This is a genomic window from Streptomyces sp. NPDC047525 (genome assembly GCF_040643025.1).
Classification (GTDB): Bacteria; Actinomycetota; Actinomycetes; order Streptomycetales; family Streptomycetaceae; genus Streptomyces; species Streptomyces durmitorensis.
Genome location: NZ_JBEYTL010000039.1, coordinates 1 through 19187 on the forward strand (window position 1 = coordinate 1; position 19187 = coordinate 19187).

Annotated in this window: 19 protein-coding genes and 1 pseudogene; 13 read left to right on the plus strand and 7 right to left on the minus strand. The window is 70.2% G+C overall.

The window, feature by feature from the left end; genetic code table 11:
* Positions 1-260: 260 nt before the first annotated feature.
* The 9 genes from ABZ833_RS45050 (at position 261) to ABZ833_RS45090 (ending at position 8424) form a co-directional block, all read left to right on the plus strand.
* Entirely contained in the window at positions 261-614 is a 354-nt protein-coding gene (locus tag ABZ833_RS45050; RefSeq protein WP_249589979.1) for a histidine triad nucleotide-binding protein, read from the plus strand.
* A 6-nt stretch (positions 615-620) separates the two neighbouring features.
* Positions 621-1529, plus strand: coding sequence for a ribonuclease Z (locus ABZ833_RS45055; RefSeq protein WP_361059770.1), 909 nt, complete (start codon positions 621-623; stop codon positions 1527-1529).
* 13 nt (positions 1530-1542) lie between these two features.
* Complete coding sequence (locus ABZ833_RS45060) at positions 1543-2544, plus strand: adenosine deaminase (RefSeq protein ID WP_361059773.1); 1002 nt, start codon at positions 1543-1545, stop codon at positions 2542-2544.
* A gap of 159 nt (positions 2545-2703) precedes the next feature.
* Positions 2704-3894, plus strand: coding sequence for a macrolide family glycosyltransferase (locus ABZ833_RS45065; RefSeq protein ID WP_361059776.1), 1191 nt, complete (start codon positions 2704-2706; stop codon positions 3892-3894).
* A gap of 70 nt (positions 3895-3964) precedes the next feature.
* On the plus strand, positions 3965-5068 hold the full coding sequence (locus ABZ833_RS45070; protein ID WP_249589983.1) for a PfkB family carbohydrate kinase: 1104 nt from the start codon (positions 3965-3967) through the stop codon (positions 5066-5068).
* A gap of 151 nt (positions 5069-5219) precedes the next feature.
* On the plus strand, positions 5220-6254 hold the full coding sequence (locus tag ABZ833_RS45075; protein ID WP_249589984.1) for a PhoH family protein: 1035 nt from the start codon (positions 5220-5222) through the stop codon (positions 6252-6254).
* A 13-nt stretch (positions 6255-6267) separates the two neighbouring features.
* Positions 6268-6765 (plus strand): rRNA maturation RNase YbeY, encoded by a 498-nt coding sequence (gene ybeY / locus ABZ833_RS45080; protein WP_361059779.1) that lies wholly within the window; start codon positions 6268-6270, stop codon positions 6763-6765.
* 4 nt (positions 6766-6769) lie between these two features.
* Complete coding sequence (locus tag ABZ833_RS45085) at positions 6770-8071, plus strand: hemolysin family protein (protein ID WP_361059782.1); 1302 nt, start codon at positions 6770-6772, stop codon at positions 8069-8071.
* On the plus strand, positions 8068-8424 hold the full coding sequence (locus ABZ833_RS45090; protein ID WP_361059785.1) for an MmcQ/YjbR family DNA-binding protein: 357 nt from the start codon (positions 8068-8070) through the stop codon (positions 8422-8424). Before ABZ833_RS45085 ends, ABZ833_RS45090 begins: the two co-directional genes overlap by 4 nt.
* 4 nt (positions 8425-8428) lie before the next feature.
* Here the strand turns inward: ABZ833_RS45090 and ABZ833_RS45095 are convergent, their stop codons facing one another.
* The gene (locus ABZ833_RS45095) at positions 8429-9856 is read right to left on the minus strand and encodes an MFS transporter (protein ID WP_361059788.1); all 1428 of its coding nucleotides are present in this window, start codon (positions 9854-9856) and stop codon (positions 8429-8431) included.
* 180 nt (positions 9857-10036) lie between these two features.
* On the opposite strand from ABZ833_RS45095, the gene ABZ833_RS45100 reads away from it, so the two are divergent.
* The gene (locus ABZ833_RS45100) at positions 10037-10861 is read left to right on the plus strand and encodes a helix-turn-helix transcriptional regulator (protein ID WP_361059807.1); all 825 of its coding nucleotides are present in this window, start codon (positions 10037-10039) and stop codon (positions 10859-10861) included.
* A 26-nt stretch (positions 10862-10887) separates the two neighbouring features.
* Positions 10888-11250: a cytidine deaminase gene (locus ABZ833_RS45105; RefSeq protein ID WP_361059791.1), complete on the plus strand. Its 363-nt coding sequence runs from the start codon at positions 10888-10890 to the stop codon at positions 11248-11250.
* 179 nt (positions 11251-11429) lie between these two features.
* Here the strand turns inward: ABZ833_RS45105 and ABZ833_RS45110 are convergent, their stop codons facing one another.
* On the minus strand, positions 11430-11768 hold the full coding sequence (locus ABZ833_RS45110) for a P-II family nitrogen regulator (protein ID WP_249589989.1): 339 nt from the start codon (positions 11766-11768) through the stop codon (positions 11430-11432).
* The gene (locus ABZ833_RS45115) at positions 11765-13078 is read right to left on the minus strand and encodes an ammonium transporter (protein ID WP_361059793.1); all 1314 of its coding nucleotides are present in this window, start codon (positions 13076-13078) and stop codon (positions 11765-11767) included. The genes ABZ833_RS45110 and ABZ833_RS45115 overlap by 4 nt, the downstream gene beginning before the upstream one ends.
* A 178-nt stretch (positions 13079-13256) precedes the next feature.
* Between ABZ833_RS45115 and era the strand changes: the two genes are divergently transcribed.
* Positions 13257-14207 (plus strand): GTPase Era, encoded by a 951-nt coding sequence (era, locus tag ABZ833_RS45120; RefSeq protein ID WP_249589990.1) that lies wholly within the window; start codon positions 13257-13259, stop codon positions 14205-14207.
* Between the two features lie 24 nt (positions 14208-14231).
* On the opposite strand, the gene ABZ833_RS45125 is transcribed toward era, so the two are convergent.
* The 4 genes from ABZ833_RS45125 to ABZ833_RS45140 all read right to left on the minus strand — a co-directional run bounded on the left by ABZ833_RS45125 (position 14232) and on the right by ABZ833_RS45140 (position 18315).
* Positions 14232-15470, minus strand: coding sequence for an MFS transporter (locus ABZ833_RS45125; RefSeq protein ID WP_361059796.1), 1239 nt, complete (start codon positions 15468-15470; stop codon positions 14232-14234).
* On the minus strand, positions 15467-16843 hold the full coding sequence (locus tag ABZ833_RS45130; protein WP_361059798.1) for a GH1 family beta-glucosidase: 1377 nt from the start codon (positions 16841-16843) through the stop codon (positions 15467-15469). The genes ABZ833_RS45125 and ABZ833_RS45130 overlap by 4 nt, the downstream gene beginning before the upstream one ends.
* 87 nt (positions 16844-16930) lie before the next feature.
* Positions 16931-17197 carry a protealysin inhibitor emfourin gene (locus ABZ833_RS45135; RefSeq protein WP_361059801.1) on the minus strand — a complete coding sequence of 89 codons (267 nt, stop codon included), beginning with the start codon at positions 17195-17197 and terminating at the stop codon, positions 16931-16933.
* A gap of 44 nt (positions 17198-17241) precedes the next feature.
* Positions 17242-18315 (minus strand): M4 family metallopeptidase, encoded by a 1074-nt coding sequence (locus ABZ833_RS45140; RefSeq protein ID WP_361059804.1) that lies wholly within the window; start codon positions 18313-18315, stop codon positions 17242-17244.
* 297 nt (positions 18316-18612) lie between these two features.
* Between ABZ833_RS45140 and ABZ833_RS45145 the strand changes: the two are divergent.
* Positions 18613-19187: pseudogene (locus ABZ833_RS45145) on the plus strand (2-isopropylmalate synthase); the annotation flags it as partial.

Below are 19187 nucleotides of genomic sequence, written 5' to 3' on the forward strand. Positions count from 1 at the left end.
AACCGTGCTCCGGGCGGACATACCGGCACGTCCCCTCGGGTGCGCTGCCGACTGCGGCCCATCGTTCGTTGCTGCGGGGCAATCGGGTGGGTGGGCGGGAAAGCTTGTTCGTCCAGGGGGGATGCGGGGGATCGGGTGGGTGGTGGGAGAGGTTGTTCGGAGAGGCGGGGGCCGCCGGGGGCCGAGGGAGGGGCCGGGCTGGGGCGCAGCCCGGATAGCATGCGGGGGCACAGGGAAAACGCGACGACCGGAGGCGCCTCATGGCGGGAGAACCGCAGGCCGACTGCCTGTTCTGCAAGATCGTCGCGGGGGACGTGCCCGCGACCCTGGTCAGGGAGACGGACACGACCGTGGCCTTCCGGGACATCAACCCGCAGGCCCCCACCCACGTCCTGGTCATCCCCAAGGCGCACTACCCGGACGCCGCCTCCCTCGCCGCCGCCGAACCCGCCATCGCCGCCGACGTCCTCCGCGAGGCCGGCGAGGTCGCCGCCGAGGAGAAGGCGGAGAGTTATCGCGTCGTCTTCAACACCGGCTCCGGCGCGGGCCAGACCGTCTTCCACGCGCACGCCCACGTCCTCGGCGGACGCGGCCTGCAGTGGCCTCCGGGATAACTCGCCTTGTCCGTACGTGAATTGGTGGTCCTCGGCACCGCCAGCCAGGTCCCCACCCGGCACCGCAACCACAACGGGTACGTCCTGCTCTGGGACGGGCAGGGCATCCTCTTCGACCCCGGCGAGGGCACGCAGCGGCAGATGCTGCGTGCCGGGGTCGCCGCGCACGACCTGCATCGCATCTGTGTCACCCACTTTCACGGTGATCACTCGCTCGGGCTCCCGGGTGTCATCCAGCGCATCAATCTGGACCGGGTTCCGCACGACGTGACCGTGCACTTCCCTCGCTCCGGGCAGCACTTCCTCGACCGGCTGCGGTATGCCACCGCCTACCGGGAGACCGTCTCGCTCGTCGAGGAACCCGTGGCGGGTGATGGGCCGTTGGCCGTCACGCCCTCGTTCACGCTTGACGCCGCCAAGCTCTCGCACCCCGTCGAGTCCTTCGGCTATCGCATCACCGAGCCCGACGGACGGCGGATACTCCCGGAGCTGCTCGCCGAGTACGGCATCGCCGGACCCGACGTGGGCCGCCTCCAGCGGGAGGGTGAACTGCGGGGCGTCACGCTCGACGACGTGAGCGTGGTGCGGCGCGGTCAGCGGTTCGCCTTTGTGATGGACACCCGGCTGTGCGACGGCGTCCACGCCCTCGCCGACGGCTGCGACATGCTCGTCATCGAGTCCACCTTTCTCGATCAGGACGAGCAATTGGCTCGCGATCACGGGCACTTGACTGCCGGTCAGGCCGCACGTGTTGCCGTGGACCGCGGCGTACGGCATCTCGTGCTCACCCATTTCAGCCAGCGCTACCCCGACCCCGGCGTATTCGAGCAGCAGGCCCGGGACGCGGGATTCGACGGTGAACTCACCGTCGCGCAAGACCTGCTGCGTGTACCTCTGCCCAAACGAACCACCTGAGTGAGCCGCCGCCATGCCCCTTCCCAAAGCCGAACTCCACCTCCACATCGAGGGGACGCTCGAACCCGAGCTGGCCTTCGCCCTCGCCGCCCGCAACGGCGTCACCCTCCCGTACGCGGACACCGAAGCGCTGCGCAAGGCCTATCTCTTCGACGACCTGCAGTCCTTTCTTGATCTCTATTACGGGCTGATGGCCGTTCTGCTGACCGAGGAAGACTTCGAGGAGCTCGCCGACGCCTATCTGGCGCGGGCCGCCCAGCAGGGCGTGCGGCACGCCGAGATCTTCTTCGACCCGCAGGCGCACATGGTGCGCGGCGTCGGCATCGGCACCGTGATGGAGGGGCTCGGGCGCGCCCTGGAGCGGAGCGAGGAGCGGCACGGGATCTCGACCCGGCTCATCATGTGCTTCCTGAGGGACCAGTCCGCCGAGTCGGCCCTGGAGACCTTGGAGGCCGCAAGGCCCCATCTCCACCGGATCGTGGGCGTCGGGCTCGACTCCGCCGAGGTCGGGCATCCGCCCGCCAAGTTCCGCGAGGTGTACGAGGCGGCGGCCGCGCTCGGTCTGCGCCGCGTCGCCCACGCGGGCGAGGAGGGGCCGCCCGCGTACATCACGGAGGCCCTGGACGTCCTGGGCGTCGAGCGCATCGACCACGGGCTGCGCTGCATGGAGGACCCGGAGCTCGTGGAGCGGCTGGTGCGGGAGCGGACGCCGCTCACGCTCTGCCCGCTCTCCAATGTGCGGCTGCGCGCCATCGACGTACTCGAAGAGCACCCGCTGGCGCGGATGATGGACGCCGGTCTGCTGTGCACGGTCAACTCCGACGACCCGGCGTACTTCGGCGGCTACGTCGACGACACCTTCCACGCGGTGCGGGAGGCGCTGGGCCTCGACCAGGACCGGCTGCGCGAGCTCGCGCGGAACTCGTTCGAGGCGTCCTTCCTCGACGGGAGCCCGGAGGACGAGGCGCTTCGGGCGCGGTACATCGCCGAGGTCGCGGAGTATTCGTTCGACTGATCGTCGGGGGCCGGGCTACGGTCCGCCCATGGACTCCTTCATTCAGCTCTACGGCTGACGCCGACCCGACAGGCCCGAGCGCCCCGCTGACCAGCGGAAGGCGCCGGGCCGTCGTGTCCTCGTCCGCAGGAAGCTGAATCACGCGAAGGAATCTCATCCATGAACCGTCGAACGTCCCGTCGGCCTGCCCACATCGCCATGGTCGGCGTCCCGATGGTCAGCCATGTGCTGCCCAGCCTGGAGATCATCCGCGAACTGGTGGCGCGCGGGCACCGGGTGACGTACGCGAACGACCCGGCGACCCGCGAGCTGATCGAGCCCACCGGGGCCGAACTCGTCCCCTGCACCTCGCTGTTGCCCTTCAAGGACAACATCTGGCCCGAGGACCCGATCGCCGCGAGCGCTCTCTTCCTCGACGACGCGATGGCGGTGCTCCCGCAACTGCGTTCGTTCTACGGCGACGACCCCGCCGATCTGTATCTGTACGACATCGGCGCGTACGTCGCGCGTGCGCTGGCCGAGGAGCAGGGGCGGCCTTTCGTGCAGCTGTCGCCCACCTTCGTGGCCTGGGAGGGCTACCAGGAGGAGGTCCGGGCGCACATTCAGGAGCTGCCCGGGGCCGCCGAGCTGGAGGCGCGGTTCGGGGAGTGGCTCGCGGGGACCGGGGCCACGACCCTGGACGTCGGCGCCTTCTCGGGGACGCCCGAACGCGCCGTCGCGATGATCCCCAGGGCCATGCAGATCTCCGCCGACCGGGTCGATCCGAAGCGGGTCGACTTCGTCGGGCCCTGCTTCGGGGACCGGTCGGCGCAGGGGAGCTGGCAGCGGCCCGAGGGCGCCGAGAAGGTGCTGCTGGTGTCGCTTGGCTCCTCGTACACCCAGCAGCCCGCGTTCTACCGCACCTGCGTGGCCGCGTTCGGCGGGCTCGCGGGGTGGCACGTGGTGCTGCAGATCGGCAAGCACGTGGATCCCGCGGAGCTCGGCGAGGTGCCGGGGAACGTGGAAGTGCGCTCGTGGGTGCCGCAGTTGGCGATCCTGGAGCAGGCCGACGCGTTCGTCACGCACGCGGGCATGGGCAGCAGCAGTGAAGGTCTCTTCACCGGTGTGCCGATGATCGCGGTGCCCCAGGGGGCCGAGCAGCCGATGAACGCGGACCGGCTCGTGGAGCTGGGGGTAGCGCGGCGGATCGACACGGCCGACGCGACCGCCGACACGCTGCGGTCCGCTCTCCTCGAGCTGACGTCCGATCCCGACGTCGCGGCTCGGGCCGCGCGCCTCAGGGCCGAGGCGCGCGCCGAGGGCGGCACGGCACGGGCGGCCGATCTCATCGAGGCGGAGCTCGGCGGTTAGCGGCCTCTTCGGCCAAACGCCGGACGGGCTGAAACCAGCCCGTCCGGCGTCCGTCCGTTACGGTCCCTGCATGGTCGTACCCCTCAAACCCAGCATCGACCCGCTCAAGGGAGCCCGCAGAGCAGGCGATCCGCCCTGCGACGTCTTCCTCACCGGCACGGTCTTCCTCGACATCATCTTCACCGGACTCGACTCGGCGCCCGTACGCGGCACGGAGTCCTGGGCGCGCGGGATGGGGTCGAGCCCCGGTGGCGTAGCCAACATGGCGACCGCGCTCGCCCGGCTCGGCCTGCGCACCTCGCTCGCGGCGGCGTTCGGGGACGACCACTACGGGGAGTACTGCTGGGACGCGCTCGAACAGGGCGAGAACATCGACCTCGCGACGTCGCGCACGGTGCCCGGCTGGCACTCCCCGGTGACCGTCTCCATGGCGTACGAGGGCGAGCGGACCATGGTCAGCCACGGGCACGAGCCGCCGCCCGACGCCGCGTCCCCGGACGGCGGCGCCCCGACGTGCCCGCCCCGCGCGCGGGCCGCCGTCGCCTCCCTGACGCCCGGCACCCGCGCGCCGTGGATCGCCGAGGCCGCGCGCACGGGCACCCGGATCTTCGCCGACGTGGGCTGGGACGACACCGGGCGCTGGGATCTGGCGGGCCTCGCCGACCTGGAGCACTGCGAGGCGTTCCTGCCGAACGCGGAGGAGGCCATGCGGTACACGCGGACCGAGTGCCCCCGGGCCGCCGCGCGGGCGCTGACCGAGCACGTTCCGCTCGCCGTGGTGACGCTGGGTGCGGAAGGGGCGTACGCGGTGGACGGGAGGACCGGCGAGACCGCCGAGGTTCCGGCCATCGCGGTCGAGGCGCTCGATCCCACGGGGGCCGGTGATGTGTTCGTGGCGGGCTTCGTGACCGGAACCCTGGCCGGCTGGCCCCTCGCGGACCGGCTCGCCTTCGCGGGGCTCACGGCGGCGCTCTCGGTGCAGGAGTTCGGCGGGTCCCTGTCGGCGCCGGGCTGGGCGGAGGTCGCCACGTGGTGGCGGACCGTGCGGGAGGTCGACGACCAGGACCCCGTCGCGCTGCGGCGGTACGGGTTCCTGGAGGGCCTGCTTCCGGAGGCCACGCGTCCGTGGCCGCTGCGGCGCGCCGTGCCCACGATCGGGTTCAGGTCGGCGTAGTCCGGCGCCGGAGTTCGCACAGTCGTGCGTGACCGGAGTGGAAAAGCCCTACGGCAGTGTCAGTGGTGCGTCGTACTCTTGGCAGTGCAAGGCTGTCGAGCGGCCACCAAGCCCCGCATGAGGAGGATGAGCAGGCCTTCAGCGCCGGCCCATGACTCAGACACCCACAGCTCATACCCCTGCCCAGGGTCAGGCCCGAGCCCACTTCACCGTTCCGGCGAACCACCCGATGGTGACGGTGCTCGGCTCCGGAGACGCCCTGTTGCGCGTGATCGAGAAGGCCTTCCCGGCGGCCGACATCCATGTCCGGGGCAATGAGATCAGCGCCGTCGGTGACGCCCATGAAGTCACCCTCATCCAGCGCCTGTTCGACCAGATGATGCTGGTGCTCCGCACCGGTCAGCCGATGACGGAGGACGCCGTGGAACGCTCGATCGCCATGCTCAGGGCGGACGAGGCGGGAGAGGGCGACGGACCGGAGACCCCGGCCGAGGTCCTCACGCAGAACATCCTCTCGTCCCGAGGCCGCACGATCCGCCCCAAGACGCTCAACCAGAAGCGATACGTCGACGCCATCGACAAGAACACCATCGTCTTCGGCATCGGCCCGGCGGGCACCGGCAAGACGTACCTCGCCATGGCCAAGGCCGTGCAGGCGTTGCAGGCCAAGCAGGTCAACCGCATCATCCTGACCCGCCCCGCCGTCGAGGCCGGCGAGCGTCTCGGCTTCCTGCCGGGCACGCTCTACGAAAAGATCGACCCGTATCTGCGGCCGTTGTACGACGCGCTGCACGACATGCTCGACCCGGACTCGATCCCGCGTCTGATGGCCGCGGGGACCATCGAGGTCGCCCCGCTCGCGTACATGCGAGGCCGCACGCTGAACGACGCGTTCATCATCCTGGACGAGGCGCAGAACACCAGCGTCGAGCAGATGAAGATGTTCCTCACCCGCCTCGGCTTCGAGTCGAAGATCGTGATCACGGGCGACGTCACGCAGGTCGACCTGCCGAACGGCACCAAGTCGGGTCTGCGCCAGGTCCAGGACATCCTGGAGGGCATCGACGACGTGCACTTCTCGCGGCTCACCTCCAGCGATGTCGTACGGCACAAGCTGGTCGGCCGTATCGTCGACGCGTACGAGAAGTACGACGACAGTCAGCAGAACAAGAAAAACGGGAAGTAGCGGAAGCCGCACCATGTCGATCGACGTCAACAACGAATCCGGAACCGAGGTCGACGAGCAGGCGATCCTCGACATCGCCCGCTACGCCCTCGCGCGGATGCGCATCCACCCGCTCTCCGAGCTCTCGGTGATCGTGCTGGACGCCGACGCCATGGAGCAGCTGCACATCCAGTGGATGGACCTGCCGGGACCGACGGACGTCATGTCCTTCCCGATGGACGAGCTGCGCCCGCCCGCCAAGGACGAGGAGGAGACCCCGCAGGGTCTCCTCGGCGACATCGTGCTCTGCCCCGAGGTCGCGCTCAAGCAGGGCAAGGAAGCGGAGACGGACCACTCCATGGACGAGGAGCTCCAGCTGCTCACCGTCCACGGAGTCCTTCACCTGCTCGGGTACGACCACGAGGAGCCGGACGAGAAGGCCGAGATGTTCGGCCTCCAGGCGGCCATCGTCGACGGCTGGCGCGCCGAGAACGGCCTGACCGGGCCCTCTCCGGCGCCCACCGTCTCGTAGCGCCATGAGCTTCCAGCTGATCGCGGGTGCCGTCGCGCTGGTCGTCGTCGCCTGGCTCGCGGCCTGTGCCGAGGCGGGCATCGCCCGCACCTCCAGCTTCCGTGCGGAGGAGGCGGTCCGCTCCGGGCGGCGCGGCAGCGCGAAGCTCGCACAGGTCGCCGCCGACCCCACCCGCTATCTCAACGTGGCGCTGCTCGTGCGCGTCGCGTGCGAGATGGCCGCGGCGTCCCTGGTGACGTACGCCTGCCTGAACGAATTCGACGAGACCTGGCAGGCGCTCGCCGTCGCCATCGCGGTGATGGTCCTCGTGTCGTACGTGGCCGTGGGCGTCTCGCCGCGCACCATCGGCCGCCAGCACCCGCTCAACACGGCGACGGCCGCGGCGTACGTCCTGCTGCCGCTGGCCCGGATCATGGGCCCGATCCCGCCGCTTCTGATCCTCATCGGCAACGCGCTCACGCCCGGCAAGGGCTTCAGGCGCGGCCCGTTCGCCTCCGAGGCCGAGCTGCGGGCGATGGTCGACCTCGCCGAGAAGGAATCCCTCATCGAAGACGACGAGCGCCGCATGGTGCACTCCGTCTTCGAGCTCGGCGACACCCTGGTGCGCGAAGTCATGGTGCCCCGGACGGACCTGGTCGCCATCGAGCGCTTCAAGACCATCCGGCAGGCGCTGACGCTCGCGCTGCGGTCCGGCTTCTCGCGGATCCCGGTGACGGGCGAGAGCGAGGACGACGTCGTCGGCATGGTGTATCTCAAGGACCTCGCCCGCAAGACGCACATCAACCGCGACAGCGAGTCGGACCTGGTGTCGACGGCGATGCGCCCGGCGACGTTCGTGCCCGACACGAAGAACGCGGGCGACCTGCTGCGCGAGATGCAGCAGGAGCGCAACCACGTCGCCGTCGTCATCGACGAGTACGGCGGCACGGCCGGCATCGTCACCATCGAGGACATCCTCGAAGAGATCGTCGGCGAGATCACCGACGAGTACGACCGCGAACTGCCGCCCGTCGAGGAGCTCGCGGACGGCTGCTACCGCGTCACCGCGCGCCTGGACATCGGAGACCTCGGCGAGCTCTTCGGACTCGACGAGTTCGACGACGAGGACGTCGAGACGGTCGGCGGACTGCTGGCCAAGGCCCTCGGCCGGGTGCCGATCGCAGGGGCTTCGGCCCTCGTGCCGCTGCCGGACGGGCGCGAGCTGCGGCTCACCGCGGAATCCGCCGCGGGGCGGCGGAACAAGATCGTGACGGTGCTCGTGGAGCCGGTCGTGTCCAAGGACGAGGACGAGGGGACTTCGGGGTGACCCCGCAGGAGCTGCGTACGTTCTGCCTGTCGTTCAACGACGCGGCGGAGGAGTTTCCGTTCGGGCCCGAGTTCTCGGTGTTCAAGGTCGCAGGGAAGATGTTCGCGCTGAGCTCGATGGACGCGAAGCCGCTGACCGTGAACCTGAAGTGCGATCCGGACATGGCGGTCCAGCTGCGGGCCGCGCACCCGGAGATCGTGCCCGGGTGGCACATGAACAAGCGGCACTGGAACACCGTGACGGTGGACGCGAAGCTCCCGGACGCGATGGTCCGGGAGCTGATCGAGGACTCGTACGACCTGGTGGTCGCCGGTCTCCCGAAGGCTGTGCGGCTTCGGCTCGACCGGCCCTGAGCCGTCAGCCGGTGCGCCTGGCGCGCAGGCCCGCACCCACCAGGGCCGCCGCCACCAGCAGGACCGCCGCGTCGATCAGGAGCACCGTCCGCGTTCCCGCCAGGAGATCCGTGCCGGTGGTCGCGAGGACTCCCAGGAGCGGGATGCCGATCGTGATGCCCACCTGCTGGGTGGACGTCACCAGGCCCGTGGCCAGGCCCTGCTCCTCGTCCGGGACGCCCGACGTGACGGTCACGCCGTACGAGATGATCGCGCCGAGGTGGAACATGCTCGCCACCGAGACGCCCGCCGTGGCCAGCCAGACCGACCAGGTGCCGTCGTCGATGCCGAGCAGCGCCGCGATGAACAGGCCCTGGCCCAGGAGCGAGACGACAAGCGTGCGGTGCGCACCGAAGCGGCTGATGACCTTGGGGGCGTAGATCCCGGCGACCACCGAGAGCACACCCTGCACGCCGAAGACGAGACCCGTCTGGAAGGCGGAGAGCTCCAGGACCTCCTGGAGGTAGAGCGTGAGGACGAAGATGACCGCCGACATCATCGAGAAGGTGACCAGACCGCCCAGGTTGCCCCACGCCACCGACCGCCGCCGCAGCATCGGCAGCGAGACGAGCGGGGACGCGGCGCGCGACTCGATGCGGGCGAAGGCCGCGAGCAGCAGCACGCCCGCGGTCAGCGTGACGATGACGTCCGTGCCGCCGAAGCCGCGTTCGGCGGCCGTGGAGAGCGCGTAGATCAGGGCGAGCAGACCGGTGGTGACGGTGACCGCGCCGGGGATGTCGAGGCGGGGGCGGTCCGGGGTGCGGGACTCGGGCAGGAGGCGCGGCGCGAGCGGCAGCACGATCAGCGCGAAGAGGGTCAGCAGGCCCATCGTGGAGCGCCAGCCGAGCGTGTCGGTCAGTACGCCGCCCAGGACCATGCCGACCGTGAAGCCGAGCGAGAGCAGTGTGCCGGATATGCCCAACGCCCGGTCGCGCTGCGGGCCTTCGGGGAACGTCGTGGTGAGCAGGGACATGCCGGTCGGCACGATGGCCGCCGCGCCTACGCCCTGCAGCGCGCGCCCGGCGAGGAACGACGCCGGGTCCCAGGCGAAGGTCGCGAGCAGCGAGGCGAGGCCGAACAGGGCGAGCCCGCCGAGGAACAGCTTGCGCCGCCCGAACAGGTCGCCGGTGCGGCCGAAGAGCAGCAGGAAGCCGCCGGAGGGAAGGGCGAACGCGGTCACCGCCCACTGCAGCGCGGACTGGCTCATGCCCAGGTCGCCGCCGAGCACGGGCAGCGCCACGTTCAGCACGGAGAAGTCGAGCGCGACCATGAACTGGGCGGCGCAGAGCACGAAGAGGACGAGCTTGTCGCGGGGGGAGAGCTTGGGGGCCTGAGGCGCCTCGGGTGTGGGGGCCGTGGTGGTGGACGGGGGAGTGGTGGTGTCGATCGCCATGGGAATGAGCCTCGGGCCTCCGGAATACCCGTGGGGAGCGGGAACTTATGCTGGTGGTCGCAACACCAGGCAGAGGGGGAGCCGCGGATGGCAGGGACGAGTGAGGCGGCGGCCGTTGCGGCCGCGCGGCCCCAGGACGAGGCCAAGGCTCGGCGACTCGGTGAACTGCGCGAGTTCCTGATGAGCCGCCGCGCCCGGGTCAGCCCCGCGGAGGCGGGACTTCCGGACGGTGGGGCGCGGCGGCGTACGCCGGGTCTGCGCCGCGAGGAGGTCGCTGTGCTCGCCGGGGTCGGCGCGTCCTGGTACCAGTGGCTGGAGCAGGGCCGCGACATCTCGGTGTCGCCGCAGGTCCTGGACTCCGTGGGGCGCGTCCTGAAGCTGTCGAGCGCCGAGCGGCGGCACTTGTACGTCCTTGCCGGACTCAACCCGCCCGCCCCCGAGGTCGAGCAGGGCGACCAGGGCATGTGCGACGGGATGCAGCGCCTGATCGACACGTGGATGCCGTACCCGGCGCACATCATGGACCGCTACTACAACTGCGTCATGTACAACGACGCGGCCGGGATGGTCTTCGGGATGCGCCCCGAGATCACCCAGAACTGTCTCGTGGATTTCTTCACCGACCCCATCTACCGCTCCCGGAGCGTGAGTTGGCGGACGAACGCGGAGACGGTCGTCGCGCAGTTCCGCGCGTCGTGCTCGGAGACCCCGGACGACGAGGGGTTCCAGGCGATCCTCGCCGAGCTGCGGGAATCGGCGGGCGAGGAGTTCACCGAGCTGTGGGAGCTGCGGGACGTGCGGCCCGCCGGGCAGGTCCACAAGGAGCTCACGCATCCGCTGGTGGGGGCGTTGCACGTCGAGTCGACGGCGCTGCGGGTGCCTGCGCGGCCCGACCTGACGATCGTGCTGCACACGCCGCTGGCACAGGCGGATACGGCGGCGAAACTGGAGTGGCTCGCGTCGCCCGAGGGGCGGCGGGGGTCGATGTACCCGGTGGCCGTGTAGCGGTTTCGGCTCCGTATGCTCGGTTTATGACCGAGAGTGCTGCGCTTGGCGCGCTTGATGCTGAGGACCGGAAGATCGTGACGCTGGCTCGTTCGGCGCGGGCGCGGAACGGGGTGGCCGAGGGGGCCGCTGTGCGGGACGAGACGGGGCGGACCTATGTCGCCGGGACCGTCGCGCTTCCCTCGCTGGAGCTTTCCGCGTTGCGTACTGCCGTGGCGATGGCTGTCGCCTCCGGGGCGGAGTCGCTGGAGGCTGCGGCGGTCGTCTCCGCCGGTGAGTCGCTTTCCGCGGAGGATCTTTCCGCTGTGCGGGACCTTGGCGGGGCCGGGACGCCGGTATTCCTGGCGGGGGCTGATGGGGAGATTCGGGCGCGGGTTCAAGCGAACTGAACTCTCCCCAACCCCGCCCCTTCCCGGCTGCATCTATTGGCGGCTCCGCCGCGCAGGGGGCTCCGCCCCCAGACCCCCGGTCCTCAAACGCCGGACGGGCTGAAAGATTCAGCCCGTCCGGCGTTTGAGGACGAACTCGGCGGAGCCGGTGATGACGGCGAGCAAGGCCCCCGCGCCAGTCACACCGCGTCCGGGCCCCGCTCACCCGTCCGTACCCGCACCACCGTCTCCACCGGGACCGCCCACACCTTCCCGTCGCCGATCTTTCCCGTGGCCGCCGCGCGGACGATCGCGTCGATTGCCGGGTCGGCGTCCGCATCGTCGACGACGACCTCGATCCGCACCTTCGGCACCAGGTCCACCTGGTACTCAGCGCCCCGGTACACCTCCGTGTGCCCCCGCTGGCGTCCGTAGCCGCTCGCCTCGGTGACGGTCAGGCCCTGTACGCCCAGTTCCTGGAGCGCCGTCTTCACCTCGTCGAGGCGGAACGGCTTGATGACCGCGGTAATGAGCTTCATGCGACGTGGCTCCCCTTCATCGGGCCGACCAGGACGCCGTGATCGTAGGCCGTCTCCGCGTGGTGCGTCTGGTCGAGACCCGTCATCTCGTCGTCGGCGGACGCGCGGAAGCCCATCAGCTTGTCGATCGCCTTGCCGATGCCGAACGTCACGGCGAACGTGTACGCCGCCACGACCAGCACCGCCACCGTCTGCTTGCCCAGCTGGGCGAGCCCGCCCCCGTAGAAGAGGCCCTCCGCGCCGTCCGTCATCGTGGCCGTCGCGAACAGGCCGATCAGGAGCGTGCCGACCACGCCGCCGACCAGGTGGACGCCCACGACATCCAGCGAGTCGTCGTAGTCGAAGCGGAACTTCCAGGCCACGGCGTACGAGCAGACCACGCCCGCCGCGAGACCGACCACTGCGGCGCCGAGCACCCCGACGACCCCGCACGCGGGGGTGATCGCCACGAGGCCCGCCACCGCGCCCGATGCCGCGCCGAAGGTGGTGGGGTGGCCGTCGCGCTTGTGCTCCACGAAGAGCCAGCCCAGCAGGCCCGTGCAGCCGGCGAGCAGCGTGTTCAGGAGGGATGCCGCAGCGAGGCCGTTCGCGCCGAGGGCCGAGCCGCCGTTGAAGCCGAGCCAGCCGAACCAGAGCAGACCCGCGCCCATCAGGACCATCGGCAGGTTGTGCGGGCGCATCGCGTCCTTCTTGAAGCCGATGCGCGGGCCGATGACCAGGACGAGCGCGAGACCGGACGCACCGGACGCGATCTCGACGACCAGGCCGCCCGCGAAGTCCAGGGCGCCGAGTGACGAGGAGATCCAGCCGTCCGGGCCCCAGACCCAGTGCGCCACGGGAACGTATACGAGCAGCGCCCAGAGCGGCACGAAGACCAGCCACGCCGCGAACTTCGTCCGGTCCGCGATCGCGCCGCTGATCAGCGCCGTGGTGAGGATCGCGAAGGTCAGCTGGAAGGTGGTGAAGAGGAGGGTCGGGACCGTGCCCGTGAGCGTGCTCGGGCCGATGCCCGCCATGCCGAGGTGGTCGATGCCGCCGATCAGTCCTGCGAACGTGTCGTCGCCGAACGCGAGCGAGTAGCCGGCGAGCAGCCACACCACGGTGACCAGGGCGATCGACACGAAACTCATGAGGAGCATGTTGAGGACGCTCTTCGTGCGGACCATGCCGCCGTAGAAGAGCGCGAGGCCCGGTGTCATCAGCAGGACGAGGGCGGTGGCCGCGAGCAGCCAGGCGGTGTCACCGGTGTCGGGGCCCTGGGCCGCGGCCAGGGTGGTCGTGAGCGGGTGCGACGCGTACACGGTCTGCACGGGGAATCTCTCCTCCGGGTGGGGGCAGAGGGAGAGCGTCACCGCCCCGGGTTTCGGAACGGACACCCGGGCGTTTCCGCCGTGTTTCGTGTTGCCGATGAGTTTCCGGGGGCTCACCGGCGGGGAATCGGTGCCTCGGCGTGCTGCGGCCCTCCGTCGATCAGGGAGAATGGGCGCCATGAGCGTTCGTACCGAGTCATCCGAGCCGTCCGAGGCACCCCACCGCGCCGGCTTCGCCTGCTTCGTGGGCCGCCCCAACGCGGGCAAGTCCACCCTCACGAATGCTCTGGTCGGCCAGAAGGTGGCGATCACGGCCAACCAGCCGCAGACCACGCGGCACACGGTGCGCGGCATCGTGCACCGGCCGGACGCCCAGCTGATCCTGGTGGACACCCCCGGGCTCCACAAGCCGCGCACGCTGCTCGGCGAGCGCCTCAACGACGTCGTCCGTACGACGTGGGCCGAGGTCGACGTCATCGGCTTCTGCCTGCCCGCGAACGAGAAGCTCGGCCCCGGCGACCGGTTCATCGCCAAGGAACTGGCCACGATCAAGAAGACGCCGAAGATCGCGGTCGTCACGAAGACCGACCTCGTCGACAGCAAGACGCTCGCCGAGCAGCTCATCGCCATCGACCAGCTCGGCAAGGAGCTCGGCTTCGAGTGGGCGCAGATCGTGCCGGTGTCTGCGGTCGGCGACAAGCAGGTCCAGCTGCTCGCCGACCTGATCGTCCCGATGCTCCCGAAGAGCCCGCCGCTCTACCCCGAGGGCGACCTCACGGATGAGCCCGAGCAGGTCATGGTCGCCGAGCTGATCCGCGAGGCGGCCCTGGAGGGCGTACGGGACGAGCTGCCGCACTCCATCGCCGTCGTGGTGGAGGAGATGCTGCCGCGCGAGGACCGGCCCGCGGACAAGCCGATGCTCGACATTCACGCGAACGTCTACATCGAGCGCCCCAGCCAGAAGGGCATCATCATCGGCCCGAAGGGCAAGCGGCTCAAGGAGGTCGGGATCAAGTCCCGCCAGCAGATCGAGGCGCTCCTGGGGACGCCGGTCTTCCTGGACCTGCACGTGAAGGTCGCCAAGGACTGGCAGCGCGACCCCAAGCAGTTGCGCAAGCTCGGCTTCTGAGCGGGGTGTACGGGGCTCGGTGCCTCACTCGACGCCCTTGATCCGCGTCACCAGCAGCGCCCCCGCAAGACCGGTCACCGCCGCCACCAGATACAGCACCCGATAGCCCCCCAGATACGTCACGATCGGGGCGGCGATGGCGGGGGCCGCCACCTGGGGCAGGGAGTTGGCGATGTTGATGACGCCCAGGTCCTTGCCGCGGTCCATCGCCTTCGGCAGTACGTCCGTCATCAGGGCGAAGTCCACCGACGTGAAGACCCCGAAGCCGATGCCGAGCAACGCCGCCGCGACGATCGCACCCGGCCAGGTCTGCCACAGGGCGAGCAGGCCCGTGGCCACCGCCATCAGCGTCCCCGCCCAGATCACGAACGGCTTGCGGCGGCCGACCCGGTCCGACCAGGCGCCGCCCACCACGACCGTGGCGAGCATCGTCACGCCGTTCACGGCCGTCAGGATCAGGACGCCCCCTTCGGGGTCGGAGCGGTGCAGGCGGTCCCGCAGGAAGTAGAGAAGGTAGAGCAGCACCACCGAGTTGCTGACGTTGATCAGGAAGCGGGTCAGCCACGCCCAGGCCAGGTCCGGGTAGCGGCGCGGGCTCAGCCAGAAGGAGCCCGCGAACGACCGCCACGCGAACGGCGGCCGGTCGGCGGCGTCGAGGCGCAGGTCCCGATGGCGTACGACATAGGGCAGCACGCCCGCCACCGTGAACACCGCGCATGCCGCGTACCCCGCGACCGTCCCGCCCGTCAGCGTCGCGAGGCCCGTCCCGACGACCACGCCGATCAGCTGCGCCGCCCCGAGCCAGCCGCCCACCGAGCCGCGCTGGAGCCGCGGCACCCGGTCGGGGACGGCCGCCGTGACCGCGGCGAACGCCGCGTTCAGGGTGAGCTGGACCAGGCACCAGCCCGCCGCCATCCACCACACCGAGCCCGCCGCCGAGAGCAGCATGAGCGAGGCGGCGCCGCCCGCCGCGCCCGCCACGATCCACGGGGTGCGCCTGCCCCAGCGGGACGTCGTGCGGTCCGAGAGCGCTCCGAAGAGCGGGTTCGCGGCCAGCGAGACGACCGCGCCGACCCCCGTGACCCACGCGAGGACCGTCTCCTTCGACGTACCGGCCGGGGCCAGGTCCTCCGCCTGCACGGCGAGCAGGATCTGGAGCGGGCCGTACCAGCCCACCCAGATCGCGCCGTTGGCGACCGAGAGGGACGTCGTCCAGCCCCGGCCGACCCGCTCGACCGGCTCCCGCAGGGCGGTGGCGGTCATGCGCGCTGCGCCCGCAGGGCCTCACGCAGCCACGCGTACGACGCCTTCGGGGTGCGCTCGAGCGTGGCCGTGTCCTCGAAGTCGACGTGCACGAGACCGAAGCGCTGCCGGTAGCCCTCCGCCCACTCGAAGTTGTCCATCAGGGACCAGACGAAGTAGCCGCGCACGTCCACGCCCTCCTCCAACGCCCGGTGCAGTGCCCGGAGATGGCCGTCGAGGTAGTCGATCCGCCGCTGGTCGTCGATTCCCTCGTACGAGCAGCCGTTCTCGGTGATCACCAGGGGCGGAAGACGGTCGCCGTACCGGTCGCGGAAGCCGGTCAGGAGCTCGGTGAGCGACTCCGGGACCACCGGCCAGCCGAAGTCCGTCACCGGACGACCCTCGATCTCCCTTGGCGCGAAGGGGAGTTCGGGCGGCAGCGTGAGGCCGGAGAATTCCGTCGGTGCCGCCGTCGCCGCCGGGAGCGGCGCGCCCACCTTGGTCGGCTGGTAGAAGTTGATCCCGTACCAGTCGACCGGCTCCGCGATGACCTTCAGGTCCGCCTCGATGTCGCCGCCCGGCATCAACTCCGCGATGCCTTCGGGGTATCGGCCCAGGAGCAGCGGGTCCGCGAACAGGCGGTTGAGCAGTACGTCGTAGAAGTCCGCCGCCTCCGTGTCCTCGGGCGAGGCGGACGCCGGCCAGGTGGGGCCGTGCGAGTTGGCGATGCCGATGTCCGTGACACCGGCCGCGCGCAGCGCCCGTACGGCGAGACCGTGCGCGAGGAGCTGGTGGTGTGCCACCGGCAGCGCGTCGAACATGAGCTGCTCGCCGGGGGCGTGCTGGCCAAGGGCGTGGCCGAGGAGGGTGTGCTCGGCGGGTTCGTTGAGGGTGATCCACTTCTTGGCGCGGTCGCCGATGCGCCCCGCCACCACGGCCGCGTACTCGGCGAACCGCTCGGCCGTGTCCCGCCGCAGCCAGCCGCCCTCGTCGGCGAGCGCGAGCGGGGTGTCCCAGTGGAAGAGCGTGGGGACGGGGCTGACCCCTGCCGCGCACAGCTCGTCGACCAGGCGGTCGTAGAAGTCCAGGCCCGTGGCGCTCACCTCGCCCGCCCCGCCCGGCAGCACGCGCGGCCACGACACCGAGAAGCGGTACGCGCCCACCCCCAACTCCCGGATGAGCGCGACGTCTTCGCGGTAGCGGTGGTAGTGGTCGCAGGCCACGGCGGCCGTCGTGCCGTCCTTCACCCGGCCCGGCACCGCGGTGAACGCGTCCCAGACCGAGGGGCCGCGCTCGTCGACGGCGCCCTCGATCTGGTGAGCCGATGTGGACACCCCCCACAGGAAGTCGCGGGGGAACTGAGGTAGTGGTTCGCGCGCATCGCTCGCTGCCATGGGCGCGATCTTCCGTACGCCCGAGTACGGAAGTCAATGGGCGCGCCTCAGAAAAGGTGAACACCGCTCAAGTTTTACGAGCCCTCCTTACGAGCCCTCCTTGAGCACACGCGTGATGAGCTTCCGCTGCGGATCGGTCAGGCGTGGATCCGAGCAGTACACCGTGTGCCCGTCGACGGTGAGCTGGTAGTTGAAGCCGTCCGGCACCCCTATGGGCGGTGTGCCCCGGCCCTCGGCCATGGCCTCTTCGGCCAGGGCCTGCCACTCGTGGGCATCGGGCAGGCCCGAGGTGTCGACCTCGGCGTTCCGCTCGATGCCCGCGAATCCTCCCGTGCGCTTCACCTGGATACGCATGGGTCCTGTCTACTCCACTGGGTGGGCGGTCGGTAGCGCATCCGTCAGTCGGTGGCCGGGACCTTGACCGTGGACCACGCGTCGATGACGGCTTTGAGCTCGTCGCCGTCGCCGTACTTCTCGCGCGCGGCGGCGACCGTCAGCCTCGCGAAGTCCTGGAAGGACGCGTCCTGCGCGAGCTCGCCGCCGGTCAGGACGGCGTACCAGATCTGTCCCGCACGCTCCCAGGAGTGCCCGCCGAGCGCGTCGGAGACCAGATAGAAGGCGCGGTTGGGGATGCCGGAGTTGATGTGCACGCCGCCGTTGTCGCGGCCCGTGCGGACGTAGTGGTCCATGTCGGCGGGCTGCGGGTCCTTGCCGAGCACGTCGTCGTCGTACGCCGTGCCGGGCTCCTTCATGGAGCGCAGCGCCTTGCCGGTGACGCGCGGGGCGAGCAGGCCCGCACCGATCAGCCAGTCGGCGTCGGCGGAGGTCTGGCCGAGCGTGTACTGCTTGATCATCGAGCCGAAGACGTCCGCCATCGACTCGTTCAGGGCACCCGGCTGGCCGAAGTACGTGAGGTTGGCCGTGTACTGCACGACGCCGTGGGTGAGCTCGTGGCCGATGACGTCCACGGGGATGGTGAAGTCGAGGAAGATCTCGCCGTCACCGTCGCCGAACACCATCTGCTCGCCGTTCCAGAAGGCGTTTCCGTAGTCCTCGCCGTAGTGGACGGTCGCGTTCAGCGGCAGGCCGCTGCCGTCGATGGAATTGCGCGCGTACGTCTTGTGGAACAGCTCGAAGGTCGCGCCGAGCCCCGCGTACGCGCGGTTGACGGTCGCGTCCTTGCCGGGCTTCTCGCCCTCGCCGCGGACCTTGCGGCCCGGCAGCTCGGTCTTGCGCCTGGCGTCGTAGATCGTGCGGTGGGGCTTGTCGTCCGCCGCTTCCTTGGGGGGCGTGACGGAGGGGGCGCCGATGACCGTGGTCAGGCGGCGGTGGGTGCGCTCGATGGAGTCCCGTTCCAGGGTGCGGCGGGCGGGACCCGCGAGCGCGGCGTCGTCACTCTGGGCCAGAGTGTCGAGCACGTGCGGCGGAATGATGGTGCAGAAGACAGGCTCGAAGCCTGGATTGGTGGCCATGGCGGCAATGTGGCACTGGGTCATGCCGCTGTCACTACCTGCAACCATGATTAGTGAAATAGAGGGATTGATCACCTCTCGGCCGTTACCTCACGGCGATCCCGCATACTGATACGGACCCGCGCGGACAGCGCGGCTCGGCTAGGCTGCGGAGCATCATGCGTTACGGGCTGCTTCTCCTTAGCTGCCGCGGCGAGGGCCTGTAGTCGAGGCCGACCCCCTCCCCGCGGAGTTCGGTGTTGCTCGCGAAGCGACCGTCGGCCGTCCTTAAGGACACTCCCGAGGAGCCCCCGCATCATGGCGATCAAGCCCAATCTGCAGCGTGCCACGTCCATGCCGATCCACAAGTACGGCCAGTACGAGCAGGTCGACATCTCCGACCGCACGTGGCCCGACAACCGGATCACGGTCGCTCCCCGCTGGCTCTCCACGGATCTGCGTGACGGCAACCAGGCGCTGATCGACCCGATGTCCCCGGCGCGCAAGCGCGAGATGTTCGACCTGCTGGTCCGCATGGGCTACAAGGAGATCGAGGTCGGCTTCCCCTCCTCGGGCCAGACGGACTTCGATTTCGTACGGTCGATCATCGAGGACGGCGCGATCCCGGACGACGTCACGATCTCCGTGTTGACGCAGGCCCGCGAAGAGCTGATCTCCCGCACCGTCGAGTCGCTGGTCGGCGCCAAGCGCGCCACCGTCCACCTGTACAACGCGACCGCGCCCGTCTGGCGCGAGGTCGTCTTCCGTGGCTCGAAGGACGCGGTCAAGCAGATCGCCGTCGACGGCACGCGCCTGGTCATGGAGTACGCCGAGAAGCTGCTGGGCCCCGAGACGGTCTTCGGCTACCAGTACAGCCCCGAGATCTTCACGGA